Annotated in this window: 23 protein-coding genes; 1 reads left to right on the top strand and 22 read right to left on the bottom strand. The window is 63.0% G+C overall.

Annotated elements, in window-relative coordinates; translation table 11 throughout:
- Positions 1-10 precede the first annotated feature (10 nt).
- A complete protein-coding gene (locus FQ664_RS08420) occupies positions 11-907 on the top strand; it encodes a LysR substrate-binding domain-containing protein (RefSeq protein WP_144171529.1) in 897 nt (298 codons plus the stop codon).
- Between the two features lie 245 nt (positions 908-1,152).
- On the opposite strand, the gene ispD is transcribed toward FQ664_RS08420, so the two are convergent.
- From ispD to tsf, 22 genes are all read right to left on the bottom strand, one after another.
- Positions 1,153-1,860: a 2-C-methyl-D-erythritol 4-phosphate cytidylyltransferase gene (gene ispD, locus FQ664_RS08415; RefSeq protein WP_144171528.1), complete on the bottom strand. Its 708-nt coding sequence runs from the start codon at positions 1,858-1,860 to the stop codon at positions 1,153-1,155.
- Entirely contained in the window at positions 1,857-2,138 is a 282-nt protein-coding gene (gene ftsB / locus FQ664_RS08410; RefSeq protein WP_004375443.1) for a cell division protein FtsB, read from the bottom strand. Before ftsB ends, ispD begins: the two co-directional genes overlap by 4 nt.
- A 168-nt stretch (positions 2,139-2,306) precedes the next feature.
- Complete coding sequence (gene eno, locus FQ664_RS08405; RefSeq protein ID WP_015269203.1) at positions 2,307-3,596, bottom strand: phosphopyruvate hydratase; 1,290 nt, start codon at positions 3,594-3,596, stop codon at positions 2,307-2,309.
- Between the two features lie 153 nt (positions 3,597-3,749).
- A complete protein-coding gene (kdsA, locus tag FQ664_RS08400) occupies positions 3,750-4,595 on the bottom strand; it encodes a 3-deoxy-8-phosphooctulonate synthase (protein WP_114168916.1) in 846 nt (281 codons plus the stop codon).
- 3 nt (positions 4,596-4,598) lie between these two features.
- A complete protein-coding gene (locus tag FQ664_RS08395) occupies positions 4,599-6,227 on the bottom strand; it encodes a CTP synthase (protein ID WP_025337984.1) in 1,629 nt (542 codons plus the stop codon).
- A gap of 269 nt (positions 6,228-6,496) precedes the next feature.
- Positions 6,497-7,780, bottom strand: a complete 1,284-nt coding sequence (gene tilS / locus FQ664_RS08390) for a tRNA lysidine(34) synthetase TilS (protein ID WP_144171527.1) — start codon at positions 7,778-7,780, stop codon at positions 6,497-6,499.
- 140 nt (positions 7,781-7,920) lie between these two features.
- On the bottom strand, positions 7,921-8,868 hold the full coding sequence (accA, locus tag FQ664_RS08380; protein ID WP_144171525.1) for an acetyl-CoA carboxylase carboxyl transferase subunit alpha: 948 nt from the start codon (positions 8,866-8,868) through the stop codon (positions 7,921-7,923).
- Between the two features lie 107 nt (positions 8,869-8,975).
- Positions 8,976-12,500: a DNA polymerase III subunit alpha gene (gene dnaE, locus FQ664_RS08375; RefSeq protein WP_144171524.1), complete on the bottom strand. Its 3,525-nt coding sequence runs from the start codon at positions 12,498-12,500 to the stop codon at positions 8,976-8,978.
- 189 nt (positions 12,501-12,689) lie between these two features.
- Positions 12,690-13,313 (bottom strand): ribonuclease HII, encoded by a 624-nt coding sequence (gene rnhB, locus FQ664_RS08370; protein ID WP_144171523.1) that lies wholly within the window; start codon positions 13,311-13,313, stop codon positions 12,690-12,692.
- A 1-nt stretch (position 13,314) separates the two neighbouring features.
- Positions 13,315-14,442, bottom strand: coding sequence for a lipid-A-disaccharide synthase (lpxB, locus tag FQ664_RS08365; RefSeq protein ID WP_144171522.1), 1,128 nt, complete (start codon positions 14,440-14,442; stop codon positions 13,315-13,317).
- 1 nt (position 14,443) lies between these two features.
- Entirely contained in the window at positions 14,444-15,220 is a 777-nt protein-coding gene (gene lpxA / locus FQ664_RS08360) for an acyl-ACP--UDP-N-acetylglucosamine O-acyltransferase (RefSeq protein ID WP_144171521.1), read from the bottom strand.
- Positions 15,217-15,657, bottom strand: coding sequence for a 3-hydroxyacyl-ACP dehydratase FabZ (gene fabZ / locus FQ664_RS08355; RefSeq protein ID WP_144171520.1), 441 nt, complete (start codon positions 15,655-15,657; stop codon positions 15,217-15,219). Before fabZ ends, lpxA begins: the two co-directional genes overlap by 4 nt.
- A 114-nt stretch (positions 15,658-15,771) precedes the next feature.
- Positions 15,772-16,827, bottom strand: a complete 1,056-nt coding sequence (gene lpxD, locus FQ664_RS08350) for a UDP-3-O-(3-hydroxymyristoyl)glucosamine N-acyltransferase (protein ID WP_144171519.1) — start codon at positions 16,825-16,827, stop codon at positions 15,772-15,774.
- Position 16,828: 1 nt separating this feature from the next.
- Entirely contained in the window at positions 16,829-17,332 is a 504-nt protein-coding gene (locus tag FQ664_RS08345) for an OmpH/Skp family outer membrane protein (protein WP_015269197.1), read from the bottom strand.
- Positions 17,333-17,376: 44 nt separating this feature from the next.
- Positions 17,377-19,725 (bottom strand): outer membrane protein assembly factor BamA, encoded by a 2,349-nt coding sequence (gene bamA, locus FQ664_RS08340; RefSeq protein ID WP_144171518.1) that lies wholly within the window; start codon positions 19,723-19,725, stop codon positions 17,377-17,379.
- 75 nt (positions 19,726-19,800) lie between these two features.
- Entirely contained in the window at positions 19,801-21,153 is a 1,353-nt protein-coding gene (gene rseP, locus FQ664_RS08335) for an RIP metalloprotease RseP (RefSeq protein ID WP_144171517.1), read from the bottom strand.
- A gap of 71 nt (positions 21,154-21,224) precedes the next feature.
- A complete protein-coding gene (gene ispC, locus FQ664_RS08330; protein WP_144171516.1) occupies positions 21,225-22,415 on the bottom strand; it encodes a 1-deoxy-D-xylulose-5-phosphate reductoisomerase in 1,191 nt (396 codons plus the stop codon).
- Complete coding sequence (locus FQ664_RS08325; RefSeq protein WP_144171515.1) at positions 22,412-23,227, bottom strand: phosphatidate cytidylyltransferase; 816 nt, start codon at positions 23,225-23,227, stop codon at positions 22,412-22,414. The genes ispC and FQ664_RS08325 overlap by 4 nt, the downstream gene beginning before the upstream one ends.
- Positions 23,227-23,982 (bottom strand): polyprenyl diphosphate synthase, encoded by a 756-nt coding sequence (uppS, locus tag FQ664_RS08320; RefSeq protein WP_144171514.1) that lies wholly within the window; start codon positions 23,980-23,982, stop codon positions 23,227-23,229. Before uppS ends, FQ664_RS08325 begins: the two co-directional genes overlap by 1 nt.
- 15 nt (positions 23,983-23,997) lie before the next feature.
- Positions 23,998-24,555: a ribosome recycling factor gene (gene frr / locus FQ664_RS08315; RefSeq protein WP_025337974.1), complete on the bottom strand. Its 558-nt coding sequence runs from the start codon at positions 24,553-24,555 to the stop codon at positions 23,998-24,000.
- A complete protein-coding gene (pyrH, locus tag FQ664_RS08310) occupies positions 24,552-25,295 on the bottom strand; it encodes a UMP kinase (protein WP_056796398.1) in 744 nt (247 codons plus the stop codon). Before pyrH ends, frr begins: the two co-directional genes overlap by 4 nt.
- Before the next feature lie 180 nt (positions 25,296-25,475).
- Entirely contained in the window at positions 25,476-26,339 is an 864-nt protein-coding gene (tsf, locus tag FQ664_RS08305) for a translation elongation factor Ts (protein WP_013971250.1), read from the bottom strand.
- Positions 26,340-26,437: the final 98 nt, after the last annotated feature.

Raw genomic sequence — 26,437 nt, 5'->3', positions numbered from 1 at the left:
GGGATAATCCATGAGCAGCCGCTGGGAAGGCATCGACGAATTCGTCGCCGTGGCCGAGTCGGGCCAGTTCACTGCGGCCGCCGAGCGCCTGGGGGTATCCTCGTCGCACATCAGCCGGCAGATCGCCCGGCTGGAGGAACGCCTGCAGACGCGCCTGCTGTACCGCAGCACCCGGCGGGTGACCCTGAGCGAGGCCGGGCAGACATTCCTGCAGCACTGCCAGCGCCTGCAGGATGGCCGCGAGGAAGCCCTGCGCGCCATCGGCGACCTGGCCAGCGAACCCAAGGGCTTGCTGCGCATGACCTGTGCGGTGGCCTATGGCGAGCGCTTCATCGTGCCGCTGGTGACGCGGTTCATGGCGCTATACCCGCAGTTACGGGTGGATGTGCAACTGAGCAACCACACCCTCGACCTGCTGCATGAAGGCATGGACCTGGCCATCCGCCTGGGCCGGCTGGCCGACTCGCGACTGGTGGCAACCCGCCTGGCGCCGCGGCGCATGTACCTGTGCGCCTCGCCGGCCTACCTGGAACGCTATGGTCGGCCACACAGCCTGTCGGAACTGGCACGACACAATTGCCTGGTGGGCAGTTCGGACTTGTGGGCGCTGCAGCAGGACGGCCGCGAGATCAGCCAGCGAGTGCAAGGCAACTGGCGCTGCAACAGCGGGCAGGCGGTGCTGGATGCGGCGCTGCAGGGGATGGGGTTGTGCCAGTTGCCGGATTATTACGTACTGGAGCACCTGAACAGTGGTGCATTGGTGTCGTTGCTGGAGACGCACCAGCCGCCGAATACCGCGGTGTGGGCGCTGTATCCGCAGCAGCGGCATCTTTCGCCGAAGGTGCGACGGCTGGTGGATTACCTGAAGGAAGGATTGGCGGGGTTGCCGGAGTATCGCTTGAACTGAAACCTTGTGCTGGCTGGTCTGGCCTCTTCGCGGGTAAACCCGCTCTCATAGAACTGCACATAACTCGTTGAATTAGCAGGGCCCCTGTGGGAGCGGCTTTAGCCGCGAACAGCGGCGCAGCNCAGGATGCACGGACCGCTTGCGAATTCAGTTCTCTATGCGACAGCGCAGACCAAAGGGCTGGGCCATCTCCCACAGGTAAAGCGCGCGATACCCGCGAAGAGGCCGGCACAGGAGCAAGAAATTCAGCGGCGCCCCGACCAACGCTGGCGCAACCACTCCAGGTCTTCCGGCCGGGTCACCTTGATGTTGTCACTGCGCCCTTCGACCAGCCGCGGCGCCTGGCCGGACCATTCGATAGCAGAGGATTCGTCGGTCACCAACACATCCGACACCAGGCACTCGGCCAGCGCCTGGTGCAGCGCCCCGAGGCGGAACATCTGCGGCGTGTACGCCTGCCAGATGGTGCTGCGGTCTACGGTAGCGCCCACCCGACCATCGGCATTGGCCCGCTTGAGGGTATCGCGCGCCGGCACCGCCAGCAGGCCACCCACCGGGTCGTCCGCCAGTTCCGACAACAGCTTGTCCAGATCGCTGCGCGCCAGGTTCGGTCGCGCGGCATCGTGCACCAGCACCCAGTCGCTGTCCGCCGCCCCTTGGGCATGCAGCATCAGCAAGGCATTGAGCACCGAGTCGGCACGCTCGCGGCCACCCGCCGCGCGCTGGATACGCGGGTCACTGGCGCAGCGCAGAGCAGGCCAGTACGGGTCGTCTTCGGCGATGCTGACCACCACGCCCTTGAGCATCGGATGGCCAAGAAAACAGTCGAGGCTGTGCTCGAGAATAGTCTGCCCGGCCAGCTCCAGGTACTGCTTGGGGCGGTCGGCAGCCATGCGGGCACCTACGCCCGCAGCAGGAATCACGGCCCAGAAGGCCGGTAACGTTTCGATCATTTTTGTGGCAACTGGAAGAGGGTTTCGCCCTCTTTGACCATTCCCAATTCATGGCGAGCACGCTCTTCAACGGTCTCCATGCCTTTTTTCAGCTCCAGCACTTCGGCATCGAGCACGCGGTTGCGCTCGAGCAAGCGCTCGTTTTCGGCATGCTGCTCGGCAATCTGCTGCTTCAGCTCGGTCACTTGCGCCAGGCTGCCATTACCCACCCACAGGCGGTATTGCAGGCCACCCAGCAGCAGGAGCAGGACGAGGAACAACCAATAGGGACTGCGCATCACGTTATCCAGGTTAAAAAGGCTGCCGGGTATTGTTTACTTCGGGGCCTCGAATAGCACGAAGCCTGGCCGAGGCCAGGCTTCGTCGACAGAAACCCGTTGGAATGTAGGAAAGATCAGTACGAACGTTCCTACAACTCCAGCTGCTGTCTTTTTACCATCTCTTGCTTAGCCGCGAAACTCGGCACGACCGCGGTAAACCGCTTTGGCACCCAGTTGCTCTTCGATGCGCAGCAGCTGGTTGTACTTGGAAACGCGGTCGGAACGGCACAGCGAGCCAGTCTTGATCTGACCTGCGGCGGTACCCACGGCCAGGTCGGCGATGGTCGAGTCTTCGGTTTCACCGGACCGGTGCGAGATCACCGCGGTGTAGCCAGCAGCCTTGGCCATCTGGATGGCTTCCAGGGTTTCGGTCAGCGAGCCGATCTGGTTGAACTTGATCAGGATCGAGTTACCGATGCCCTTCTCGATGCCTTCCTTGAGGATCTTGGTGTTGGTCACGAACAGGTCGTCGCCAACCAGCTGCACCTTGGTGCCAATCTTGTCGGTGAGGATCTTCCAGCCAGCCCAGTCGGACTCGTCCAGGCCGTCTTCGATCGAGATGATCGGGAAGCGCTCGGTCAGGCCTTTCAGGTACTCGGCGAAGCCTTCGGCGTCGAACGACTTGCCTTCGCCGGACAGGTTGTACTTGCCGTCTTCGTAGAACTCGGAAGCCGCACAGTCCAGGGCCAGGGTCACGTCGGTGCCCAGCTTGTAGCCGGCCTTCTCAACGGCTTCGGCGATGGCGCCCAGGGCGTCTTCGTTGGAAGCCAGGTTAGGGGCGAAACCACCTTCGTCACCAACCGCGGTGTTCAGGCCACGGGCCTTCAGCACGGCCTTGAGGTGGTGGAAGATTTCGGTCCCCATGCGCAGGCCGTCGGAGAAGGTCTTGGCGCCAACCGGCTGAACCATGAACTCCTGGATGTCGACGTTGTTGTCGGCGTGCTCGCCACCGTTGATGATGTTCATCATCGGTACCGGCATCGAGTACTGGCCCGGGGTGCCGTTCAGGTTGGCGATGTGCGCGTACAGCGGCAGGTCCTGGTCCTGGGCAGCGGCCTTGGCGGCAGCCAGGGAAACGGCCAGGATGGCGTTGGCGCCCAGCTTGGCCTTGTTCTCGGTACCGTCCAGTTCGATCATGGCGCGGTCCAGGGCCTTCTGGTCGGCAGGGTCCTTGCCCAGCAGCAGGTCACGGATCGGGCCGTTGATGTTGGCGACGGCCTTCAGCACACCCTTGCCCAGGTAACGGCTCTTGTCGCCATCACGCAGCTCCAGCGCTTCGCGCGAGCCAGTGGAAGCACCGGACGGCGCGCAGGCGCTGCCGATGATGCCGTTGTCGAGCAGTACATCGGCTTCCACGGTGGGGTTGCCACGCGAATCGAGAACTTCACGACCTTTGATGTCGACGATTTTTGCCATTGTTGTAAGCACTCCAGAATTGACGAAAACAACTTAGCTTAGGAAATTCTTGCCGTTCACCGGGCGGACTTGCAGTGGGCAGGCCGGGTGAAGGGAACCCCTGACCGACTGGTCAGGGGTGGATCGGACGGTACTTTACCCGAGAATTGAGCTTTACGCGGTTTCTACCGTCGGAAAACTTTTCACCAGGTCGTCCAGTTGCTTGAGCTGGGCCAGGAACGGCTCCAGCTTGTCCAGGCGCAGGGCGCATGGGCCATCGCACTTGGCGTTGTCCGGGTCGGGGTGGGCTTCGAGGAACAGCCCGGCCAGCCCCTGGCTCATGCCGGCCTTGGCCAGGTCGGTGACCTGGGCGCGGCGACCACCGGCGGAGTCGGCACGACCACCCGGCATCTGCAGGGCGTGGGTCACGTCGAAGAACACCGGGTACTCGAACTGCTTCATGATGCCGAAGCCGAGCATGTCCACCACCAGGTTGTTGTAGCCGAAGCTCGAACCACGCTCGCAGAGGATCAACTGGTCGTTGCCAGCCTCTTCGCACTTGCTCAGGATGTGCTTCATTTCCTGGGGCGCGAGGAACTGGGCCTTCTTGATGTTGATCACCGCGCCGGTCCTGGCCATGGCCACCACCAGGTCGGTCTGCCGCGACAGGAAGGCCGGCAGCTGGATGATGTCGCACACCTTGGCTACCGGCTCGGCCTGGTAAGGCTCGTGCACGTCGGTAATGACCGGCACGTTGAAGGTGCGCTTGATCTCTTCGAAGATCTTCAGCCCTTCTTCCATGCCCGGGCCACGGTACGACGTTACCGACGAACGGTTGGCCTTGTCGAAGCTGGCCTTGAACACGTAGGGGATGCCGAGCTTCTCGGTCACCCGTACGTACTCTTCGCAGACCTTCATTGCCAGATCACGGGACTCCAGGACGTTCATGCCGCCGAACAGGACGAACGGCTTGTCGTTGGCGATCTCGATGTTACCGACGCGAATGATCTTCTGGGTCATTGATCAGGCCTTGTTCTTCTGAGCCAGGGCTGCCTTGACGAAACCACTGAACAGCGGGTGGCCGTCACGCGGGGTCGAGGTGAATTCCGGGTGGAACTGGCAGGCGACGAACCATGGGTGGTCCTTGGACTCGACCACTTCCACCAGCGCGCCGTCTTCGGAACGACCGGAAACCACCAGGCCGGCGTCGACCAGTTGCGGCAGCAGGTTGTTGTTCACTTCGTAGCGGTGACGGTGACGCTCGGTGATCACGTCCTTGCCGTAGCAGTCGTGCACCTTGGAACCGGCGGCCAGCTGGCAGTCCTGTGCGCCCAGGCGCATGGTGCCGCCCAGATCGGAGGCTTCGCTGCGGGTTTCGACGGCACCGGTTGCATCGGCCCACTCGGTGATCAGGCCGACTACCGGGTGACCGCTGTTGCGGTCGAACTCGGTGGAGTTGGCGTCTTTCCAGCCCATCACGTTACGGGCGAACTCGATCACGGCCACCTGCATGCCCAGGCAGATACCCAGGTACGGCACCTTGTTCTCACGGGCATATTGCACCGCGGTGATCTTGCCTTCCACGCCGCGCAGGCCGAAACCGCCCGGCACCAGGATGGCATCGGCGCCTTCGAGCAGGCTGGTGCCCTGGTTCTCGATATCTTCCGAGTCGATGTAGCGCAGGTTGACCTTGGTGCGGTTGGTGATGCCGGCGTGGCTCATCGCTTCAATCAGCGACTTGTACGCATCCAGCAGTTCCATGTACTTGCCGACCATGGCGATGGTCACTTCGTGCTCAGGGTTGAGCTTGGCATCGACCACCTTGTCCCATTCGGACAGGTCGGCGCCATTGCACTGCAGGCCGAAACGCTCGACGACGAAGTCGTCCAGGCCCTGTGCGTGCAACACGCCCGGAATCTTGTAGATGGTGTCGACGTCTTCCAGCGAAATCACCGCACGCTCTTCGACGTTGGTGAACAGCGCGATCTTGCGACGCGACGAGGCATCGACCGGGTGGTCGGAGCGGCAGATCAGCACGTCAGGCTGCAGACCGATGGAGCGCAGTTCCTTGACCGAGTGCTGGGTCGGCTTGGTCTTGGTCTCGCCAGCGGTGGCGATGTACGGGACCAGGGTCAGGTGCATCAGCATGGCGCGCTTGGAGCCCACTTCGACGCGCAGCTGGCGGATGGCCTCGAGGAACGGCTGCGACTCGATGTCACCCACGGTACCGCCGATTTCCACCAGGGCCACGTCGGCATCGCCGGCGCCCTTGATGATGCGGCGCTTGATTTCGTCGGTGATGTGCGGGATGACCTGGATGGTCGCGCCCAGGTAGTCACCACGACGCTCCTTGCGCAGTACGTGCTCGTAGATGCGGCCGGTGGTGAAGTTGTTGTTCTGGGTCATGGTGGTGCGGATGAACCGCTCGTAGTGGCCCAGGTCGAGGTCGGTCTCGGCGCCATCGTGGGTGACGAACACTTCACCGTGCTGGAACGGGCTCATGGTGCCCGGATCGACGTTGATGTACGGATCCAGCTTGAGCATGGTGACCTTCAGGCCCCGCGCTTCCAGGATGGCCGCCAGGGAAGCCGAGGCAATGCCTTTCCCCAATGAAGAAACAACACCGCCCGTGACGAATATGTAGCGCGTCATGAAAAACCCTAGAAGTCTGCGTTAAGGCGACCAGCGCCGCCGGAGAAAGCGAAGGAAGGCCGAAGCCCCCGATCACCTGCGTCAATCACAGTGCATCTCGAAAAACTGCCGCGTCTGTACAGACCAGGGGTATCCCCGGCATGGAGCTCGCTCGTCATTTCCAGAATCAGCCCAGCAAAAAACTGCTTGGTAATCGGCAACTCCTGTGTTTTCGCGGAACCCACAGAAGCTGTATCAAGAAGGGAGGGTAGTCTACCGGATTGTACCCTTCAGCTCAAACCTTGCGCGTTCGTCGGCAACTGCCAATACAGCTGGCAATCCGCCTGCACCAGCCCGGGCAGGTTGGCTACCGCCAGCAGGCGCTCGCCCTGGTATAGCAATGGCAGGCGCGGACGCAGGAAGAACGGCACCTGCAGCTCGTTGAGCAGGCGCTTGAGGTCGCGTCGGCCGCGGCCAGGCAGGTCCAGCACTTCACCGCCCTGGCGGTAGGCAATGCGCAAGCCGTGCGGCGGCGCTGCGCCAGCAAGACGCACGCTACCGTTACCCGGCAACAGCAAAGGCTCGGTGGGATCAGCCCAGGCCAGTTCGCCGGCGGGCAGCTGCAACCAGTCGCCGCTCAGCCACCAGATGCGCCCATGACTGCGCAGCAGTTGCCCATCGGCAAGGCGCCAGACAGGCCGGGCATCGGCGGCGGCATCGCGCAGGTCCGCCCAGCCGGCCCAGTGCCGGCTGTCGGGCAGGCGGGTGCGCCGGCTCAGCCAGTATTGCAGGGCATTGCGCTGACGGGCCGGCGACAACGCCACCAGGGCAGCCAGGTCGAGGGAGTCCAACCCCGACCAGGCCACCGGCCTGCCCTCCCCTGCGAGCGTCAGGTCGTCCTGGGCCAACTCGTCCAGCAGGCCCAGGGCTTCGCCCAGGTGCTCGGCGGCGCGGGCGAGGTTCTGGCTTGCTTGCGGCCAACGCTGCCGAAGTAACGGAAACACTTCGCCGCGCAGGTAGTTGCGGGCAAATTGCGTGTCAGCGTTTGACGGATCTTCGATCCAGGCCAGCCCATTCGCCTGGGCGTAGCCCTGCAGTTGCTGGCGGGAACAGCCCAGCAATGGTCTGACCAGGCTGCCCTGCCCTAGCGCCCGCTGCCCCGGCATTGCCGCCAGGCCACGCAGGCCGGCGCCGCGTAGCAGGCGGAACAGCAGGGTTTCGGCCTGGTCGTCGCGGTGCTGGCCGGTGAACAGGATGTCGCCTGGGCCGAGGGCTTGCTTGAAAGCGGCATAGCGGGCGTCGCGGGCGGCCTGTTCGAGGCTCGCGCCGGGGCAGACCCGGACGTGGATGACCTGGAATTCGATACCGAGATTGTCGCAGATGGTTTGGCAGTGGGCAGGCCAGGCATCGGCGGCGCGCTGCAGGCCGTGGTGGACGTGGATGGCGCGCAGTGGAGGCGATGCGTGATGGCGGGCGTAGTCGGCCAGCAGGTGCAGGAGGACGGTGGAGTCGAGGCCACCGGAGAAGGCGATGTACCAGGTTGGGGCGTTGAGCCAGGGGGTGAGGTTGATCATCGAACCCGCACTCAATTCGAGAATGCATTCGCGGGTGAACCCGCTCCCACAGGGATCGCGCCGTTTCAAAGGGCTGCGCAGTACCTGTGGGAGCGGGTTCACCCGCGAACACCGGCGAAGCCGGTGCCATTCTCTCGCTATCAGATACCGTAGCTCATCAGGCGATCGTAACGGCGGGCCAGCAGCGCGTCGCTGTCGAACTTGGCGAGCATGTCCAACTGCTGCACCAGGTCGGCGCGAATGCTTTCCGACATCTTGGCCGGGTCACGATGGGCACCGCCCAGCGGCTCCTGGATGACCTTGTCGACGATATTCAGGCTCTTCAGGCGCTCGGCAGTGATGCCCATGGCCTCGGCCGCGTCAGCTGCCTTGTCGGCGGTCTTCCACAGGATTGAGGCGCAGCCTTCCGGCGAAATCACCGAGTAGGTGGAGTACTGCAGCATGTTCAACTGGTCGCACACGCCGATGGCCAGCGCACCGCCGGAACCACCCTCACCGATCACGGTGGCGATGATCGGGGTTTTCAGACGCGCCATCACGCGCAGGTTCCAGGCGATGGCCTCGCTCTGGTTGCGCTCTTCGGCGTCGATGCCCGGGTAGGCCCCCGGGGTGTCGATGAAGGTCAGGATCGGCATCTTGAAGCGCTCGGCCATTTCCATCAGGCGGCAGGCCTTGCGGTAGCCTTCAGGGCGCGGCATGCCGAAGTTGCGGCGTACCTTCTCGCGCACTTCGCGGCCCTTCTGGTGGCCGATGACCATGACCGGCTTGCCATCCAGGCGCGCGGTACCACCGACGATGGCGGCATCGTCGGCGAAGTGGCGGTCGCCGTGCAGCTCTTCGAACTCGGTGAAGATGTGCTCCAGGTAGTCCAGGGTATAAGGACGACGCGGATGGCGGGCCAGGCGGGCGATCTGCCAGCTGGTCAGGTTGCCGAAGATGCTTTCGGTCAGGGTGTTGCTCTTGTCTTGCAGACGGGCAATTTCATCGCTGATGTTCAGCGAGTTGTCGTTGCCCACCAGGCGCAAGCCTTCGATCTTGGCTTGCAGGTCGGCAATCGGCTGTTCGAAGTCGAGAAAATTCGGGTTCATAGTCATCCGTCTTGGGTCTACGGCCAGGCGGCCGGCCGGTTGATCCGTTTGGCGCCCTACCTTAAGGGATCAGGCGCATTCAGGTCGAGATTAAATTTTTTGTCGGTTCAACGATATTGCAGGAAGACGTTCTCACGCCCGAACTGGTCACGCAGTGCCTGAATCAGCCCATCGGCCGGGTCGATGGCCCACTGCTCACCGAACTGCAGCATCGCCTTGGCGTCGCTGCCGGTGTACTCGAGGGTGATCGGGCAAGCGCCGCGATAGCGGGTAATCAGCTCACCCAGCCACTTCAGCCGGTCGCCCTTGAGCGCTTCGTGGGCCACCTTCAGGCGCAGGCTCTCGGCCAGCTTGGTGCGCGCATCCTCCATGGTCATCACCTGCTTCACCCGCAGGCGCAGGCCACCAGAGAAGTCGTCGTTGCTGACTTCTCCTTCGACCACCACCATGGCATCGGTCTGCAGCAAGGACTGTGCCGCCATGAAGGCATCGGCAAACAGCGACGCCTCGATACGCCCGGAGCGGTCATCCAGAGTGACGAAGCCCATCTTGTCGCCCTTCTTGTTCTTCATCACCCGCAGGGCAATGATCATGCCGGCGATGGTCTGGGTATCGCGTGAGGGCTTGAGGTCGATGATGCGCTGGCGGGCGAAGCGGCGGATCTCGGCCTCGTACTCGTCGATCGGGTGGCCGGTGAGGTACAGGCCAAGGGTGTCCTTCTCGCCCTTCAGGCGTTCCTTGAGGGTCAGCTCGCGCACCTTGCGGTGGTTGGCGTAGACGTCGACGTCCGCTTGGTCGAACATGCCGCCGAACAGGTCGACATGACCACTGTCAGCAGTGTGGGCGGCCTGCTCGGCCGCCTTGATGGCCTCGCCCAGCGCCGAGAGCAAGGTTGCACGGTTGATGTCGATGTTGGCGTGGTAGGCCTTGATCTCGTCATGGAAGTGCGGGCCCAGGCGGTCCAGCGCGCCACTGCGGATCAGTGCGTCGAGGGTACGCTTGTTGACCCGCTTGAGGTCGATGCGCTCACAGAAATCGAACAGGTCCTTGAACGGGCCACCTTGGGCGCGAGCCTCGACGATCGCCTCCACCGGGCCTTCGCCGACGCCCTTGATGGCGCCCAGGCCGTAGACGATGCGCCCGTCATTATTGACGGTGAACTTGAAGTCGGAGAAGTTCACATCCGGCGCGTCGAGGCGCAGCTTCATGCTGCGCACTTCTTCGACCAGCACCACCACCTTGTCGGTGTTGTGCATATCCGCCGACAGCACCGCAGCCATGAACGGCGCCGGGTGGTGGGTTTTCAGCCAGGCCGTCTGATAGGAGACCAGACCGTAGGCGGCGGAGTGGGATTTGTTGAAGCCGTAACCGGCAAATTTCTCCACCAGGTCGAAGATGTTACCGGCCAGGTCCGCATCGATATTGTTATTGGCGCAACCCTCGATGAAACCACCGCGTTGCTTGGCCATCTCCTCGGGCTTTTTCTTACCCATCGCACGGCGCAACATGTCGGCGCCGCCGAGGGTGTAACCCGCCATCACCTGGGCGATCTGCATCACCTGTTCCTGGTACAGGATGATGCCGTAGGTGGGTGCCAGTACCGGCTTCAGGCCTTCGTACTGGTAGTCCGGGTGCGGGTAGGCCAGCTCGGCGCGGCCGTGCTTGCGGTTGATGAAGTCGTCCACCATGCCCGACTGCAGCGGGCCTGGGCGGAACAGTGCCACCAGTGCGATCAAGTCTTCCAGACAGTCGGGCTTGAGCTTCTTGATCAGCTCCTTCATGCCGCGCGATTCAAGCTGGAACACCGCCGTGGTTTCAGCCTTCTGCAACAGCTCGTAGGTCTTGCGGTCGTCCAGCGGGATGAAGTCGATGTTGAGGTCGGGCAGGTTCTTCTTGGCCTGCTCGCGATTGATGATCTCCATCGCCCACTTGATGATGGTCAGGGTCCGCAGGCCGAGGAAGTCGAACTTGACCAGACCGGCGGCCTCGACGTCATCCTTGTCGAACTGGGTTACCAGGCCGCCGCCCTCTTCGTCACAGGCGATCGGCGAGAAGTCGGTGAGCTTGGTCGGGGCGATGACCACACCACCGGCGTGCTTGCCGGTACCGCGCGTCACGCCCTCGAGCTTCAGGGCCATCTCCCAGATTTCGCGGGCGTCTTCGTCACCCTTGAGGAAGTCACGCAGGATTTCTTCCTGCTCGTAGGCCTTCTCCAGGGTCATGCCCACTTCGAACGGGATCATCTTCGACAGGCGGTCGGCCAGGCCGTAGGACTTGCCCTGTACCCGCGCCACGTCTCGCACCACTGCCTTCGCCGCCATGGTACCGAAGGTGATGATCTGGCTGACTGCGTTGCGGCCATAGGCTTCGGCCACGTAGTCGATCACCCGGTCACGGCCATCCATGCAGAAGTCGACGTCGAAGTCAGGCATGGAAATACGTTCAGGGTTGAGGAAGCGCTCGAACAGCAGGTCGTAAGCCAGCGGATCGAGGTCGGTGATCTTCAGCACGTAGGCCACCAGCGAGCCGGCACCCGACCCCCGGCCCGGGCCGACCGGCACGCCGTTGTTCTTGGCCCACTTGATGAAGTCCATAACGATCAGGAAGTAACCGGGGAAGCCCATCTGGATGATGATATCCAGTTCGAACTTCAGGCGGTCCAGGTAGACCTGGCGCTTCTCTTCGTAGTCGGGCGTGGTCTCTTTCGGCCACAGCACCGCCAGGCGCTCTTCCAGGCCTTCGTGGGACACATGCCGCAGGTAGTCATCGATGCCCATGCCGTTGGGTGTGGGGAAGTCGGGCAGGAAGTACTTGCCCAGCTGCACCTGGATGTTGCAACGCTTGGCGATTTCGACGGTGTTGGCGATGGCGTCGGGCAAATCACTGAACAGCTCGACCATTTCCTCGGCCGACTTCAGATACTGCTGATCGCTGTACATCCTTGGCCGACGCGGGTCGTCGAGGGTCCAGCCCTCGCCGATGCACACGCGGGTTTCGTGGGCGTCGAAGTCGGACTGCTTGATGAAGCGCACATCGTTGGTTGCCACCAGCGGGGCGCCGAGCTTGTCGGCCAGGGCTACGGCGGCGTGCACGTACTCTTCGTCGCGGGCGCGGTTGGTACGCTGCACTTCGACGTAGAAGCGCTCGGGGAACATGCCCATCCAGTCTTGCAGCAGGGCCTCGGCTTCATCGTCCTTGCCGGCCAGCAAGGCCATGCCGATGTCACCTTCCTTGCCTGCGGACAGGGCGATCAAGCCCTCGCTGGCAGGGGCGATCCATTCACGCTGAAGGATGACCAGGCCGTTGCGCTGGCCCTCGGTCCAGCCGCGCGAGATCAGCTCGGTGAGGTTGCGGTAGCCCTTGGGGTCCATGGCCAGGAAGCAGATACGCGACAGCGGTGCTTCCGGGTCGGCTGCGGCCAGCCACAGGTCGGCGCCGCAGATCGGCTTGATGCCGGCACCCATGGCGGTCTTGTAGAACTTTACCAGCGAGCACATGTTGCTCTGGTCGGTGATCGCCACCGCCGGCATGTTCATCCCGGCCAGCGCCTTGGCCAGCGGCTTGATCCGCACCAGGCCGTCGACCAGCGAGAATTCGGAGTGGACGCGCAGGTGAACGAAGGGAACCGGCATGGAAGATCCTGTAGCAGTGCTGAACGACAAGGGCGGGATTGTAGCTTAATTGCGAGGGGGTTTTGGGGCTGCTTTGCGGGCCATCGCCGGCAAGCCAGCTCCCACCTCGAGCGCATCGACCTGAAGCCATGCACCATTCCTGTGGAAGCTGGCTTGCCGGCGATTGGGCCGCAAAGCGGCCCGAATAGGTCAGATCAGGGACTCGGTAATGCCCGAACGCGCTTCCCAGGCCGCCCGCACCGGGGCAAAGGAGCGCCGATGAATGGGCGTTGGCCCCAACCGTGCCAGCGCCTCGAGGTGCACCGGGGTCGGGTAACCCTTGTGCCCGCCAATGCCATAACCCGGGTAGATCAGCTCGAATGCGCTCATCTCCCGATCACGGGTCACCTTGGCCAGGATCGACGCCGCCGCGATGGCCGGCACCTGGCTATCGCCCTTGACCACCGGCGACGCCGGTACGGCCAGTTTCGGGCAGCGGTTACCGTCGATCAGGGCCAGCTTCGGTGTAATGTGCAGGCCTTCCACTGCGCGCTGCATGGCCAGCATGGTCGCATGCAGGATGTTCAGGCGGTCGATTTCCTCGACCTCGGCGCGGGCGATGCAAAAGCTCAGGGCCTTCTCGCAGATTTCGTCGAACAGCGCCTCGCGCCTGGCTTCGGTGAGCTTCTTCGAATCGTTCAGGCCGAGGATCGGGCGCGCCGGGTCAAGGATCACCGCCGCAGTCACCACCGCACCGCACAGCGGGCCACGGCCCACTTCGTCGACGCCGGCGACCAGGTCTTCGACCAGGTTGAAGTCCAGTCCAATTTGCATGTCAGCGGTCCTTGAGCAAGGCCAGTACCGCCTCGGCCGCCTGGTTGGAGGCGTCACGGCGCAGGGTGCGGTGAATTTCGTCGAAACGTTCGGTCTGCTGGCTGCCATCGGCTACCAGCGGCGCCAGGGTGTTGGCCAGTGCTTCGCTGGTGGCGTCGTCCTGCAACAGCTCGGGTACCAGCGCACGCTGGGCCAGCAGGTTCGGCAACGACACGTAGGGGCTCTTTACCAGGCGTTTGAGGATCCAGTAGGTCAGAGGTGCCAGGCGATAGGCCACCACCATCGGCCGCTTGTACAGCAGCGCTTCGAGGGTGGCGGTACCCGAGGCGATCAGCACCGCGTCACAGGCCGCCAGGGCCTGGTGCGACTGGCCATCGAGCAGGGTCAGCGGCAGCTCGCGCCCTTCGAGCATCTGCTCGACCTGGGCACGCCGCGCGGCATTGGCGCAGGGCAGCACGAAACGCACCCCCGGGACCTGCTGACGGAGCCGTTCGGCAGCATCCAGGAACAGTGCCCCCAGGCGCCCTACTTCACCGCCCCGGCTGCCCGGCATCAACGCTACCACCGGCCCTTCGCCCAGGCCCAGCGCGGCACGCGCCGCCGGGCGGTCGGCTTCGAGCGGAATGGTGTCGGCCAACGGGTGGCCGACGAAGCGCACCGGCACGCCCTGCTCTTCATAGAACCGCGCCTCGAATGGCAACAGCGTCAGCATCAGGTCGCAGCCTTCGCGAATCTTCAGCACGCGCTTCTGCCGCCAGGCCCAGACCGACGGGCTGACGTAGTGCACGGTCTTGATCCCGGCCTGGCGCAGTTTCAGTTCGATGTTGAGGGTGAAGTCGGGGGCATCGATGCCGATGAACACATCGGGCTTTTCGCCGATCAGAGTCTCGATCAGCAGCTTGCGGCGCTTGAGCAGCTCGCGCAGGCGCCCCAGCACTTCGACCAGGCCCATGACGGCCAGGCGCTCCATGGGGAAATAGGATTGCAGGCCTTCGGCTTCCATCAAGGGGCCGCCAACACCGATGAACCGCACGTCGGGGTGGCGTACCTTGAGGGCACGCATCAAACCTGAACCGAGAATGTCGCCGCTGGCCTCACCTGCGACCAAGGCTACGCAAAGCCGGGCCATGTCAGCGGGTAATGCCGCGGGCGGAGTTCACGATCGACTGACGGAACAGCTCGACCTCTGGGTGCTTCGCAGCCAGTTCGTCCAGCTCCTTGAGCGCGTCTTCAACGGTCAGGCCCTGGCGATAGACAATCTTGTAGCAACGGCGGAGCACGTGGATCACCTCGTCGCTGAAACCCCGGCGGCGCATGCCTTCGAAGTTCATGCTGCGGGCTTCGGCCGGGCTACCGAACACCGTGACGAAGGCCGGGACGTCCTTGCCGATCGCCGTGCCCATGCCGGAAAACGCATGTGCACCGATATGGCAGTACTGGTGCACCAGGGTGTAGCCGGACAGGATCGCCCAGTCCCCCACGTGCACATGACCGGCCAGGGCCGTGTTGTTGACCAGGATGCAGTGGTTGCCGATGACGCTGTCGTGGCCGATGTGGGCATAGGCCATGATCAGGTTGTGGTCGCCGACGGTGGTTTCCGCACGGTCCTGGACGGTGCCGCGGTGAATGGTCACCCCTTCGCGAATCACATTGTGGTCGCCGATCACCAGGCGCGTCGGCTCACCCTTGTACTTGAGGTCCGGAGTGTCTTCGCCGATCGAGGAAAACTGAAAGATACGGTTGTGTCTGCCGATGCGGGTCGGCCCTTTGAGCACAACATGCGGGCCGACAACGGTGCCCTCCCCGATTTCCACATCGGGGCCAACGATCGACCAGGGGCCGACCTCGACACCGTCGGCCAACTTGGCCGAGGGGTCGATAATGGCCCGAGGATCAATCGAATTCATAGGGAGCGTTCCGCACAAGTAATCTCTGCCGAGCAAACCGGCTTGCCATCGACCAGGGCACGGCATTCGAACTTCCAGACCATGCTCTTGCGGCTGAGGAACTTGGCCTCCAGCACAAGCTGGTCACCCGGCAGTACCGGCTGACGGAAACGCAGTTTGTCGGAACCGACGAAGTAGTACAGGGTGCCATCGGCCGGCTTGGTATCGAGCATCTTGAAGCCAAGGATGCCGGCCGCCTGGGCCATGGCTTCGATGATCAGAACGCCCGGCATGATCGGGTGCGCCGGGAAGTGGCCATTGAAGAACGGCTCGTTGATGCTGACATTCTTGTAGGCACGAATGCTCTGGGCCTCGTAGTCCAGATCCGTCACGCGGTCCACCAGCAGGAACGGGTAACGGTGAGGCAGGTATTCGCGAATCTCGTTGATGTCCATCATTTCGGGGGGGAAGCCTGTAATAAGAATAGGGAGCGCAGGTGCTGACCACACGCTCCTTTTGCAGTCCAAAGAGGAGCCAGATAGCGACTGTTCACTCTTGCTCAGGGAATGGTATCAGCCTTCTGATGCCGGCTGGCCACCTGAGGTCACGGTATCGACGCGTTTTTCCAGCTGCTGGAGACGCTTGGCCATGTCGTCCAGGTGGCGGATACGCGCGGCGCTCTTGCGCCATTCAGCCAGTGGCTGCATGGCAGTGCCGGAAGAATAGGCACCCGGTTCGGTGATCGAACGGGTCACCATGGTCATCCCGGACACGAAAACGTTATCACAGACATCGATATGACCCACCATGCCGACACCGCCGGCAATGGTGCAATGCTTGCCGATGCGCGTACTGCCGGAAATCCCGACACAGGCAGCCATGGCCGTGTGCTCACCGATCTGCACGTTGTGGGCGATCTGGATCTGATTGTCGAGCTTGACCCCGTCAGCGATCCGCGTATCCGACAGTGCACCACGATCGACCGCGGTGTTGACGCCGATTTCCACGTCGTCGCCGATGGTCACGCCACCGATCTGGGCGATCTTGCGCCAAACGCCCTTCTCGTTGGCGAAGCCGAAGCCCTCTCCGCCGATAACCGCACCCGACTGGATGACCACACGCTTGCCGATGGTCACATCATGGTACAAGGTGACCCGTGAAGCCAGCCAGCCGCCCTCACCGATCACGCAACGGGCACCGACTACGCAGTGCGCGCCCACGCTGACATTGGCCCCGATGCGCGCACCGCTTTCGATGACCGCGAACGGCCCGATGCTGGCACTGGCATCCACCTGCGCGTCCTCGGCTACCACGGCGCTGGGATGAATACCCGCCACAGCCTTGGGTTTGCGGTCGAACAGGTGGGAAATACGTGCGTAGGCCAGGTAGGGATCGGCGACGATCAGTGCATTGCCGGCAAAGCCTTCGGCGTCCGCCGCCTTCAGCAGCACCGCGGCCGCCTGGCTGTTATCCAGGAACTTGCGGTACTGCGGGTTGGCGAGGAAGCTCAACTGACCGGGGCCAGCCTCCTGCAAGGTGGCCAGCCCGGTAATCTGCAGCGCCTCGGGCCCCTTGAGGGTGGCGCCGAGGGCCTCGGCCAACTGGCCTAGCGTCATGGTCACGGTCATATCAACGGGCTTGGTTCATGCGCTCGATGACTTGGCGGGTGATGTCGTACTGAGGCTTGACATCGATGACCGCGCCACGCTCGAGGACCAGGTCGTAACCGCCTTTCTTGATCACTTCCTCGACAGCGCCATCCAGCTTCGGCTTCAACTGCTTGAGCATATCGCGGTCGGCAACGGCCTTGGCTTCGTTCAGCTCCTTGGACTGGAACTGGAAGTCACGGGCCTTCTGCTTGAACTCGAGCTCCAGGCGCTCACGCTCCTGCTGCTGCATCTTGTCGCCGCCCTTGATCAGACGGTCCTGAATACCCTTGGCGCTGCTTTCCAGGCTTTTCAGCTTGGTCAGTTGCGGGCCGAACTTCTTCTCGGCATCCACCGCGTATTTCTTGGCGGCATCCGATTCCAGCAGGGCCATCTGATAGTTCAGGACGGCAACCTTCATTTCGGCGAAAGCCGGGGTGGCGACCAGCGCCGCGGCCACTACGGCCAGTTGGGTCAACTTACGCACGATGAACTCCTGGATAAACCGTTGTCATTAAGCGAGGGCCGACCTCAGAAGGTCTGGCCCAGAGAGAATTGGAACACCTGGGTGTCGGCATCGTCCGGCTTCTTGACCGGCATCGCCAGGCTGAAGCTCAGCGGGCCCAGTGCGGTAATCCAGGTCACGCCCAGGCCGACCGAACTGGCCATGCCCGAGAAACCGACCTTCTCGCAATCAGGCTGGTTGCCGCAATTGGTGTCGAACACGTTACCCACGTCCCAGAACACGGAGGTGCGCAGCGAACGCTGGTCCTTGACGAACGGCAGCGGGAACAGCAGCTCGACACCGCCTTGTACCAGCACGTTGCCACCAAACGGCAACGGATCCTGGTCCGGGTCTCTCAGGGTGCCAGGGCGCGTACCGTCACTCGGCGTACTGCGTGGGCCCAGGCTACTATCCTTGAAGCCACGAACCGAGTTGAAGCCACCTGCGAAGTAGTTCTCGTAGAACGGCAGGCCCGAGGTGCTGCCGTAACCATCACCGTAGCCCAGCTCGGTGTGCAGGCGCAGGGTGTAGTCGTTGCTGATCGGCTTGAACAGCTGGCCACGGTAGTCGAGCTTGAAGAACGACAGGTCGCTACCCGGAACGGTGGACTCCAGGGTCACGCTCTGGGAGTGACCGCGGGTCGCCAGCACGCCTTTGTTCAGGGTCGATTCCGACCAGCCGATCGAGGCCTTGAAGTTCAGGAAGCTGTCGCCCTCCTCTTCGAGGAAGTCGAAGATTTCGTCAACGGTGTACCTGCCGGTCTTGATCTTGTCCTGCTGCACGCTCAACCCATAGGTCAGGCGCGAAGTCTCGCTGATCGGGTAGCCGAGGCTGACGCCGGCACCGTAGCTGTCCACCGCGTAGCTGGCCACGTCGACATCGAGGTCGTCGTAGTCGGTACTGCGGTAGAAGGCGTTGTAGCCCAGGCTCACGCCATCGGCAGTGAAGTAGGGGTCAACGAAGCCGAAGTTGTAGCGGGTCTGGTATTCCGAACGGGTCAGGCCGATGGATACCTTGTTACCGGTACCGAGGAAGTTGCTCTGGCTGATCGAACCACCGAGGATCAGACCCGCGCTCTGGGCGAAACCGACGCTGGCGGTGATCGAGCCGGAGGCCTGCTCCTCGACACTGTAGTTGACGTCGACCTGGTCGTCGGTGCCCGGCACCGGCGGGGTCTCGACGTTGACTTCCTTGAAGAAGCCCAGGCGCTCCAGACGGGTCTTGGACTGGTCGATCAGGTAGGTCGAGGCCCAGCCGCCTTCCATCTGGCGCATTTCGCGACGCAGCACCTCATCTTCGGTCTTGGTATTGCCGCGGTAGTTGATGCGGTTGACGTAGGCACGCTTGCCCGGGTCGACCACGAACATGATGTCGACGGTGTGGTCTTCATCGTTCGGCTGCGGCACGCCGTTGACGTTGGCGAAGGTGTAGCCTTCGTTACCCAGGCGACGGGTGATCAGCTCGGAGGTGGTGGTCATCACCTTGCGCGAGAACACCTGGCCAGGCTGCACCAGCAGCAGCGACTTGACCTGGTCTTCCGGCACCTTCAGGTCACCGGACAGCTTCACGTCGCGGACGGTGTACTTCTCGCCTTCGTTGATGTTGACGGTGATGTAGACGTGTTTCTTGTCCGGCGTGATGGACACCTGGGTGGAAGCGATGTCCATGTTGATGTAGCCGCGGTCCAGGTAGTAGGAACGCAGACGCTCCAGGTCACCGGAGAGTTTCTCGCGGGCGTACTTGTCGTCGTTCTTGAAGAACGACAGCCAGTTGGTGGTCTTCAGCTCGAACAGCTGCGCCAGGGTCTCGTCGTCGAACACGTTGTTGCCAACGATGTTGATGTGCTGGATGGCGGCGACGGTCCCTTCGTTGATCTTGATCTTCAGCGCCACGCGGTTGCGCGGCTGCGGCACCACTTCGGCATCGACCTCGGCCGAGTAGCGGCCCTGGGCCACGTACTGGCGCTGCAGTTCGTTACGCACACCTTCGAGGGTGGCGCGCTGGAAGATCTCGCCTTCGGCCAGGCCCGATTGCTTCAGGCCCTTCATCAGGTCTTCGGTACTGATCGCCTTGTTGCCTTCGATCTCGATGCTCGACACCGACGGGCGCTCGACCACGTTGATGATCAGGACATTGCCATCGCGGTTCAGCTGGATGTCCTGAAAGAAGCCAGTCTTGAACAGGGAACGGGTCGACTCCACCAGGCGGCGGTCATCGGCCTGGTCGCCGACGTTCAGCGGCAAGGCACCGAAGACACTGCCGGCGGAAACCCGCTGCAGGCCGTTGACGCGGATATCGGAGATGGTGAAGGACTCGGCGTGAACTTCAGCGATCATCAGTGCGGACATGACCGCAGTTAGCAGCAGACGTTTCATGAAGTCCTTTTATTCCAACTGGCAATAAACAGCCCGCCGCGACAAAACGGCAGGTTTCGCAATTGAGCGAAGCTTTTATAGTCGACCCAGATCGTTGATCAGGGCGAGCAACATCACCCCTATGACCAAACTGATACCGATCTGGACCCCCCAACCTTGCACCCGATCCGACAGCGGACGACCGCGCGCCCACTCGACCAGGTAAAACAGCAAATGCCCCCCATCCAGAACCGGGATGGGCAGCAGGTTAAGAACCCCCAGGCTTATGCTCAGGTAGGCCAGGAAATTCAGGAAATCCCCCACGCCCGACTGGGCTGAAGCGCCCGCCACTTTAGCAATGGTTATCGGTCCGCTCAAGTTTTTTACCGAGAGCTCCCCGAACAGCATTTTCTTCAGCGACTCAAGGGTCAGGACGCTCATGTTCCAGGTACGTGACAGCCCCTCACCCACCGCATCCAGCGGGCCGTAGCTGACTTCGCGGAGCATGTTGGCAGGCCATTCGCCACCTTTTACCCCGGCACCAAGATAGCCGCCGGCAGCCTTGCCCTCGCCCTTGCGCGCCAGGGTGACCGGCACATCCAGCGCAGCACCAGCGCGTTCGACACGCACCACTACCCTGGCTTGCGGGTGGGCCCGCACGGCATCGACCACCTGCTGCCATTCACTCACGGCCACGCCATCGAGGGCCAGCAGCTTGTCACCGGTTTTCAGGCCCGCAGCGGCCGCCGGGCCCTTCGGATCGATCTCGGCCAACACCGGCACGATCGCCGGGCGCCAAGGATGCAGCCCCAGGGACTGGATCGGGTCGGGCTCGTCGGCGCCCTTGAGCCAGCTGTCCAGCTTCACCTGCAGTTGGCGCTCGGCACTGGTGCCTTCTTCACGCACGCCAACCTGCAAGGTGCCGCTCTCGCCCAGACGGCGAACCAACTGCAGATTGACCGCAGACCAACCATTGGTCGGCTTGCCATCGATGGAGACGATTTCCTGACCTGCGGTCAGGCCTGCCGATGCTGCCAGGCTGCCAGCATCGACCGCACCGATCACCGGGCGGATCTGCTGGGTACCTAGCATCGCCAGCACCCAGAAGAACAGGATGGCCAGCAGGAAGTTGGCAACCGGGCCAGCCGCGACGATCGCGATACGCTGGCGCACGGACTTGCGGTTGAACGACTGCCCGACCAGCGTCGACGGCACGTCGCCCTCGCGCTCGTCGAGCATCTTGACGTACCCACCCAGCGGGATCGCCGCGATCACGAACTCGGTGCCATGGCGGTCATGCCAGCGCAGCAGCGGCGTGCCGAAGCCCACCGAGAAGCGCAGCACCTTGACGCCGCAGCGGCGCGCCACCCAGAAGTGGCCGAATTCATGGAAAGTGACCAGCACACCCAGGGCTACGAGGGTGCCGATAATCATGTAGAGCGCTGTCATATCCATCTCCGAATGATGTTCAGCGGGCTGGCATCATGCCCAGCCCCCTCGTGAACCGTGGCGGGCCTGCATCAGCGACCGTGACGCCTCAGCCATTCACGGGAAAGCTCCCGGGCACGCTGATCGGCGGCGAACACCGCGTCCAGCGACGGCAGCGGCAGGACGGGCTCCTGATCGAGCACCTGTTCGATCATACCCGCGATCTCCGGGAAGCGGATACGCCGCTGGAGAAATGCCTCGACAGCAACCTCGTTGGCCGCATTGAGCACGGCCGGCGCACTGTTGCCGGCCTCGGCAGCCTGCCGCGCCAGGCGCAGGCAAGGGAAGCGCTGTTCGTCGGGCGCCTGGAAATCCAGACGGGCGATGGCGAACAGGTCCAGCGGGGCCACCCCGGAATCGATCCGCTCGGGCCAGGCCAAGGCGTTGGCGATGGGCGTGCGCATGTCCGGGTTACCCAACTGCGCCAGCACCGAACCATCCACGTAGTCCACCAGGGAGTGGATCACACTCTGCGGATGCACCACCACCTCGACCTTGGCCGGTGCGGCATCGAACAGCCAGCAGGCCTCGATCAGCTCCAGGCCCTTGTTCATCATGCTGGCCGAATCCACGGAAATCTTGCGCCCCATGGACCAGTTGGGGTGCGCGCAGGCCTGTTCCGGGGTGACGTCCAGCAGTGCCTTGACGGGGGTCTCGCGGAACGGGCCACCGGAGGCGGTAAGCAGGATCCGGCGCACGCCGACAGCACTCAGGCCGCGCGCGTAGTCGCCAGGCATGCACTGGAAGATCGCGTTGTGCTCGCTGTCGATCGGCAGCAACACGGCGCCACTGCGCCGCACCGCGTCCATGAACAGCGCGCCGGACATCACCAGCGCCTCCTTGTTGGCCAGCAACACCTTCTTGCCCGCCTCGACCGCCGCCAGGGTGGGGCGCAGGCCGGCGGCGCCGACGATGGCCGCCATCACCGCATCCACTTCCGGTGCTGAAGCCACCTGGCACAGCCCGGCCTCGCCTTCCAGCACCTCGGTAGCGCAGCCTGCCGCAGCCAGGCCTTCACGCAGTCGCACGGCCGCCTCGGCGTTCGGCACCACGGCGAACGCCGGGCGATGGCGCACGCACAGGGCCAGCAATTCGTCGATACGCGAATAGCCGCTCAGGGCAAACACCTGATAGCGGTCGGGGTGGCGCGCGATGACATCCAGCGTGCTCAGGCCGATGGAGCCGCTGGCCCCGAGCACGGTAATACGCTGCGGGCGGCTCACATCACACCCCATTCGGCCGCCCACAGCAGCACGGCGAAAATCGGGATCGCCGCGGTCAGGCTGTCGATGCGGTCGAGCACCCCACCGTGGCCGGGCAACAGATTGCTGCTGTCCTTGATGCCGGAACGGCGCTTGAACATGCTTTCGGTCAGGTCTCCGACCACCGAAGACATGACCACCAGCGCGGCGCCCAGCAGGCCCAGCAGGATCTGACCGAAGCCCCAGTCGCGGCTGATGCCGACCACCAGGGTAATCGCCAGGCTGACGGCCAGGCCGCCATACACGCCCTCCCAGCTCTTGCCCGGGCTGACCTGTGGTGCCAGCTTGCGCTTGCCGAAGGCACGGCCAGAGAAGTACGCGCCAATATCGGCTGCCCACACCAGCACCATGACCGACAGGATCAGCCAGTTACCCAGCGGCCAGTGCTTAAGCAGCACCAGCCCCTGCCAGGCCGGCAGCAATACCAGCAGCCCGATCAGCAACCGGCAGGCGGCACTGGCCCACAGCTCACTGCTGCGCGGGTAGGTAAGCACCAGCCAGGTGGCCAACCCCCACCAGATCACCGCGGCCCCCAGCACCCAGGGTGCCAGCTCCGGAAGGATGTACAGCAGCATCAGCGCTCCGGCGACAACCACGGCATAGGCGATGCGCAGCGGCTGGGCCATCAGCCCGGCCAGGCGCGCCCACTCCCAGGCGCCGAGGGTCACCACGAAGCCGATGAACAGGGCGAAATCCCCACCATTGAGCAGGAAGAAGCCACCCAGCGCGACCGGCAGCAGGATCAGCGCGGTAATGATGCGTTGTTTAAGCATTAAGCACGAGCTCCAGCCTCGACCTGCTCGCTGGTCTTACCGAAGCGGCGCTGGCGCGAAGCGAAATCGGCCAGGGCGTTGCGCATGGCCTCGTGTTTGAAGTCCGGCCAGTACAGGTCGGAGAAGTACAGCTCGGCGTAGGCCAGCTGCCACAACAGGAAGTTGCTGATGCGGTGCTCGCCACCAGTGCGGATGCACAGGTCCGGCAGTGGCAGTTCGCCGGTTGCCAGGCAGGTCTGCAGCAGGTCCGGGGTGATGTCTTCCGGGCGCAGATGCCCGGCTTGCACTTCCCGCGCCAGCCGCTGGGCGGCCTGGGCGATGTCCCACTGGCCACCGTAGTTGGCCGCGATCTGCAGGATGAAGCGGTTGTTGCCGGCGGTCAGCGCCTCAGCCTCGCGCATGGCGGCCTGCAGTTCCGGATGGAAACGCGAACGGTCACCAATGATACGCAGGCTGATGTTGTTCTCGTTGAGGCGCCTGGCCTCGCGGCGCAGGGCCGAGAAGAACAACTCCATCAGCGCACCGACCTCTTCGGCGGGACGCTGCCAGTTCTCGCTGGAGAAGGCGAACAGGGTCAGCACCTCGACCCCGGACTCGGCACACACTTCGATGACCGCGCGAACGGCGTCGACACCCGCCTTGTGCCCGGCAACGCCCGGCAGCAGGCGTTTTTTCGCCCAGCGGTTGTTGCCATCCATGATGATCGCGACATGACGCGGCACCGAGGACGGTGCCGCTGGCTTGGTCTTTTCCATTAAAAAACCCCGGCCTTAGACGGCCATCAGGTCCTTTTCCTTGGCTTTGAAGGCAGCATCGACCTCGGCAACGTACTTGTCGGTCAGTTTCTGGATCTCGTCAGCAGCGCGACGCTCTTCGTCTTCGCTGATTTCCTTGTCCTTGGTCAGCTTCTTCAGGTCGGCCAGGGCGTCACGACGCACGTTGCGCACGGCCACCTTGGCATCCTCGGCAACGCCGCTGGCCTGCTTGGTGTAGCCCTTGCGGGTTTCCTCGGTCAGGGCTGGCATCGGCACACGGATGGTGGTACCGGCGCTGGACGGGTTCAGGCCCAGGTCGGAGGTGAGGATAGCCTTCTCGATGGCGGCACTGAGGTTCTTGTCGTGAGCGACGATCTTCAGGGTGCGGGCATCTTCGACGGTGATCGCGGCCACCTGGTTCAGCGGCATCTCGCTACCCCAGGCCGGGACCTTGACGCTGTCCAGGATGCTTGGGTGGGCGCGACCGGTGCGGATTGCCGCCAGGTTGCGAGCCAGGGCCTCGAGGGACTTGGTCATGCGCTCCTGCGCGTCTTTCTTGATGTCGTTGATCATGCTTGGCCTTCCTCGATCAGAGTACCTTCAGCGCCACCCACCACGATGTTCAGCAGGGCGCCAGGCTTGTTCATGTTGAATACCCGCAATGGCATCTTGTGGTCACGGCACAGGCAGATTGCGGTCAGATCCATCACACCCAGCTTACGATCCAGGACCTCATCGTAGGTCAGGTGATCGAACTTCTCGGCATGCGGATCCTTGAATGGATCGGCAGTGTACACACCATCGACCTTGGTCGCCTTCAGCACCACGTCGGCATCGATTTCGATGGCGCGCAGGCAGGCCGCGGAGTCGGTAGTGAAGAACGGGTTGCCGGTACCGGCGGAGAAAATTACCACATCCCCGGAGTTGAGGTGGCGAATAGCTTTGCGACGATCGTAATGATCGGTGACACCGACCATGGAAATGGCCGACATGACCAGGGCCGGGATGTTCGAGCGCTCCAGCGCGTCGCGCATGGCCAAGGCGTTCATGACGGTAGCCAGCATGCCCATGTGGTCACCGGTGACGCGGTCCATGCCGGCTGCGCTGAGCGCGGCGCCGCGGAACAGGTTGCCACCACCGATCACCAGACCGACCTGGACACCGATCCCTACCAGCTGGCCAACTTCAAGGGCCATGCGATCCAGCACTTTCGGGTCGATCCCGAAGTCTTCCGAGCCCATCAGGGCCTCGCCGCTAAGTTTGAGCAAAATGCGTTTATAGCGAGGTTGGCGACCACTCACCTGCTGAGCCATTGCGAGTCTCTCCTGCGGCGTACTTTTAGAAAATTCGTGCGGGCTGTGTTCAGCCTGCTAACTGTAGCGTGGCACTGCTTCGGTGCCAGCGGCGGCGGGCCTTATAAACCCTTCGCCGTTTTGACAAAGAGGCTGCGCGCGTGAGCGGGCAGCCTCTTGGGGGCGACAGACGGGGCTGTCTTACTGCTTGGCAGCAGCGACCTGAGCGGCAACTTCAGCAGCGAAGTCGTCGACTGGCTTCTCGATGCCTTCGCCAACCTTGAAGTAGGTGAAGGAAACGATTTCAGCACCGGCTTTCTTGGCCAGCTCGCCAACCTTGACTTCCGGGTTCATGACGAAGGCTTGCTCGACCAGCGAAGCTTCGGCCAGGAACTTCGAGATACGACCTTTGATCATGTTCTCGACGATGTTTTCCGGCTTGCCGGCGATCTTGTCAGCATTCAGCTGCAGGAAGACGCCCTTCTCGCGCTCGATGGCTTCGGCCGAAACTTCCGACGGCAGCAGGAACTCAGGGTTCGAAGCTGCAACGTGCATGGCGATGTTCTTGGCCAGGTCAACGTCGCCGCCTTTCAGGACAACGGCAGCGCCGATCTTGTTGCCGTGCAGGTAGGCACCGACAACGTCACCTTCAACGCGCACCAGGCGACGGATGTTGACGTTCTCGCCGCACTTGGCAACCAGGGCTTCACGAGCAGCTTCACGCGAAGCGATCAGCGGAGCGGCGTCGGTCAGCTTCTGGGCAAAGGCTTCTTCGATGCTGTCGGCAACGAAGTTTTTGAAGTCGTCTTGCAGGGCCAAGAAGTCGGTCTGCGAGTTCACTTCCAGCAGGACGGCGGATTTACCGTCGGTCTTGACGGCGATAGCGCCTTCAGCAGCGACGTTGCCAGCCTTCTTGGCGGCCTTGATGGCGCCCGAGGCACGCATGTCGTCAATGGCTTTCTCGATGTCGCCGCCGGCCTTTTCCAGGGCCTTCTTGCAATCCATCATGCCTTCGCCGGTACGCTCGCGCAGTTCTTTGACCAGCGCTGCAGTAATTGCTGCCATTTCAAAATCCTCTTGGAAAGTTTTTCAACCATTCCACCCGTTCGTCACGGGCGTTCAATTCTGCAAATCCGCTGTGTTCATCTCAGCAAGCCCATGAT

This window comes from Pseudomonas persica (assembly GCF_900291015.1).
In the GTDB taxonomy this organism is placed as follows: domain Bacteria; phylum Pseudomonadota; class Gammaproteobacteria; order Pseudomonadales; family Pseudomonadaceae; genus Aquipseudomonas.
The sequence above is the reverse complement of the archived record's forward strand: the minus strand, read 5'-3'. Positions and strand labels throughout refer to the sequence as shown.

Coding starts and splice junctions, on each gene's coding strand:
- accA (WP_144171525.1), bottom strand. CDS start 8,868: ATGAACCCGAATTTTCTCGACTTCGAACAGCCGATTGCCGACCTGCAA.
- pyrH (WP_056796398.1), bottom strand. CDS start 25,295: ATGGCTCAGCAGGTGAGTGGTCGCCAACCTCGCTATAAACGCATTTTG.
- FQ664_RS08420 (WP_144171529.1), top strand. CDS start 11: ATGAGCAGCCGCTGGGAAGGCATCGACGAATTCGTCGCCGTGGCCGAG.
- tsf (WP_013971250.1), bottom strand. CDS start 26,339: ATGGCAGCAATTACTGCAGCGCTGGTCAAAGAACTGCGCGAGCGTACC.
- lpxB (WP_144171522.1), bottom strand. CDS start 14,442: ATGGCCCGGCTTTGCGTAGCCTTGGTCGCAGGTGAGGCCAGCGGCGAC.
- FQ664_RS08395 (WP_025337984.1), bottom strand. CDS start 6,227: ATGACGCGCTACATATTCGTCACGGGCGGTGTTGTTTCTTCATTGGGG.
- ispD (WP_144171528.1), bottom strand. CDS start 1,860: ATGATCGAAACGTTACCGGCCTTCTGGGCCGTGATTCCTGCTGCGGGC.
- bamA (WP_144171518.1), bottom strand. CDS start 19,725: ATGAAACGTCTGCTGCTAACTGCGGTCATGTCCGCACTGATGATCGCT.
- fabZ (WP_144171520.1), bottom strand. CDS start 15,657: ATGATGGACATCAACGAGATTCGCGAATACCTGCCTCACCGTTACCCG.
- rseP (WP_144171517.1), bottom strand. CDS start 21,153: ATGACAGCGCTCTACATGATTATCGGCACCCTCGTAGCCCTGGGTGTG.
- FQ664_RS08325 (WP_144171515.1), bottom strand. CDS start 23,227: ATGCTTAAACAACGCATCATTACCGCGCTGATCCTGCTGCCGGTCGCG.
- eno (WP_015269203.1), bottom strand. CDS start 3,596: ATGGCAAAAATCGTCGACATCAAAGGTCGTGAAGTTCTCGATTCGCGT.
- ftsB (WP_004375443.1), bottom strand. CDS start 2,138: ATGCGCAGTCCCTATTGGTTGTTCCTCGTCCTGCTCCTGCTGCTGGGT.
- tilS (WP_144171527.1), bottom strand. CDS start 7,780: ATGATCAACCTCACCCCCTGGCTCAACGCCCCAACCTGGTACATCGCC.
- frr (WP_025337974.1), bottom strand. CDS start 24,555: ATGATCAACGACATCAAGAAAGACGCGCAGGAGCGCATGACCAAGTCC.
- uppS (WP_144171514.1), bottom strand. CDS start 23,982: ATGGAAAAGACCAAGCCAGCGGCACCGTCCTCGGTGCCGCGTCATGTC.
- kdsA (WP_114168916.1), bottom strand. CDS start 4,595: ATGACCCAGAAGATCATTCGCGTCGGTAACATCGAGATCGCCAACGAC.
- lpxA (WP_144171521.1), bottom strand. CDS start 15,220: ATGAATTCGATTGATCCTCGGGCCATTATCGACCCCTCGGCCAAGTTG.
- rnhB (WP_144171523.1), bottom strand. CDS start 13,313: ATGCAAATTGGACTGGACTTCAACCTGGTCGAAGACCTGGTCGCCGGC.
- lpxD (WP_144171519.1), bottom strand. CDS start 16,827: ATGACCGTGACCATGACGCTAGGCCAGTTGGCCGAGGCCCTCGGCGCC.
- dnaE (WP_144171524.1), bottom strand. CDS start 12,500: ATGCCGGTTCCCTTCGTTCACCTGCGCGTCCACTCCGAATTCTCGCTG.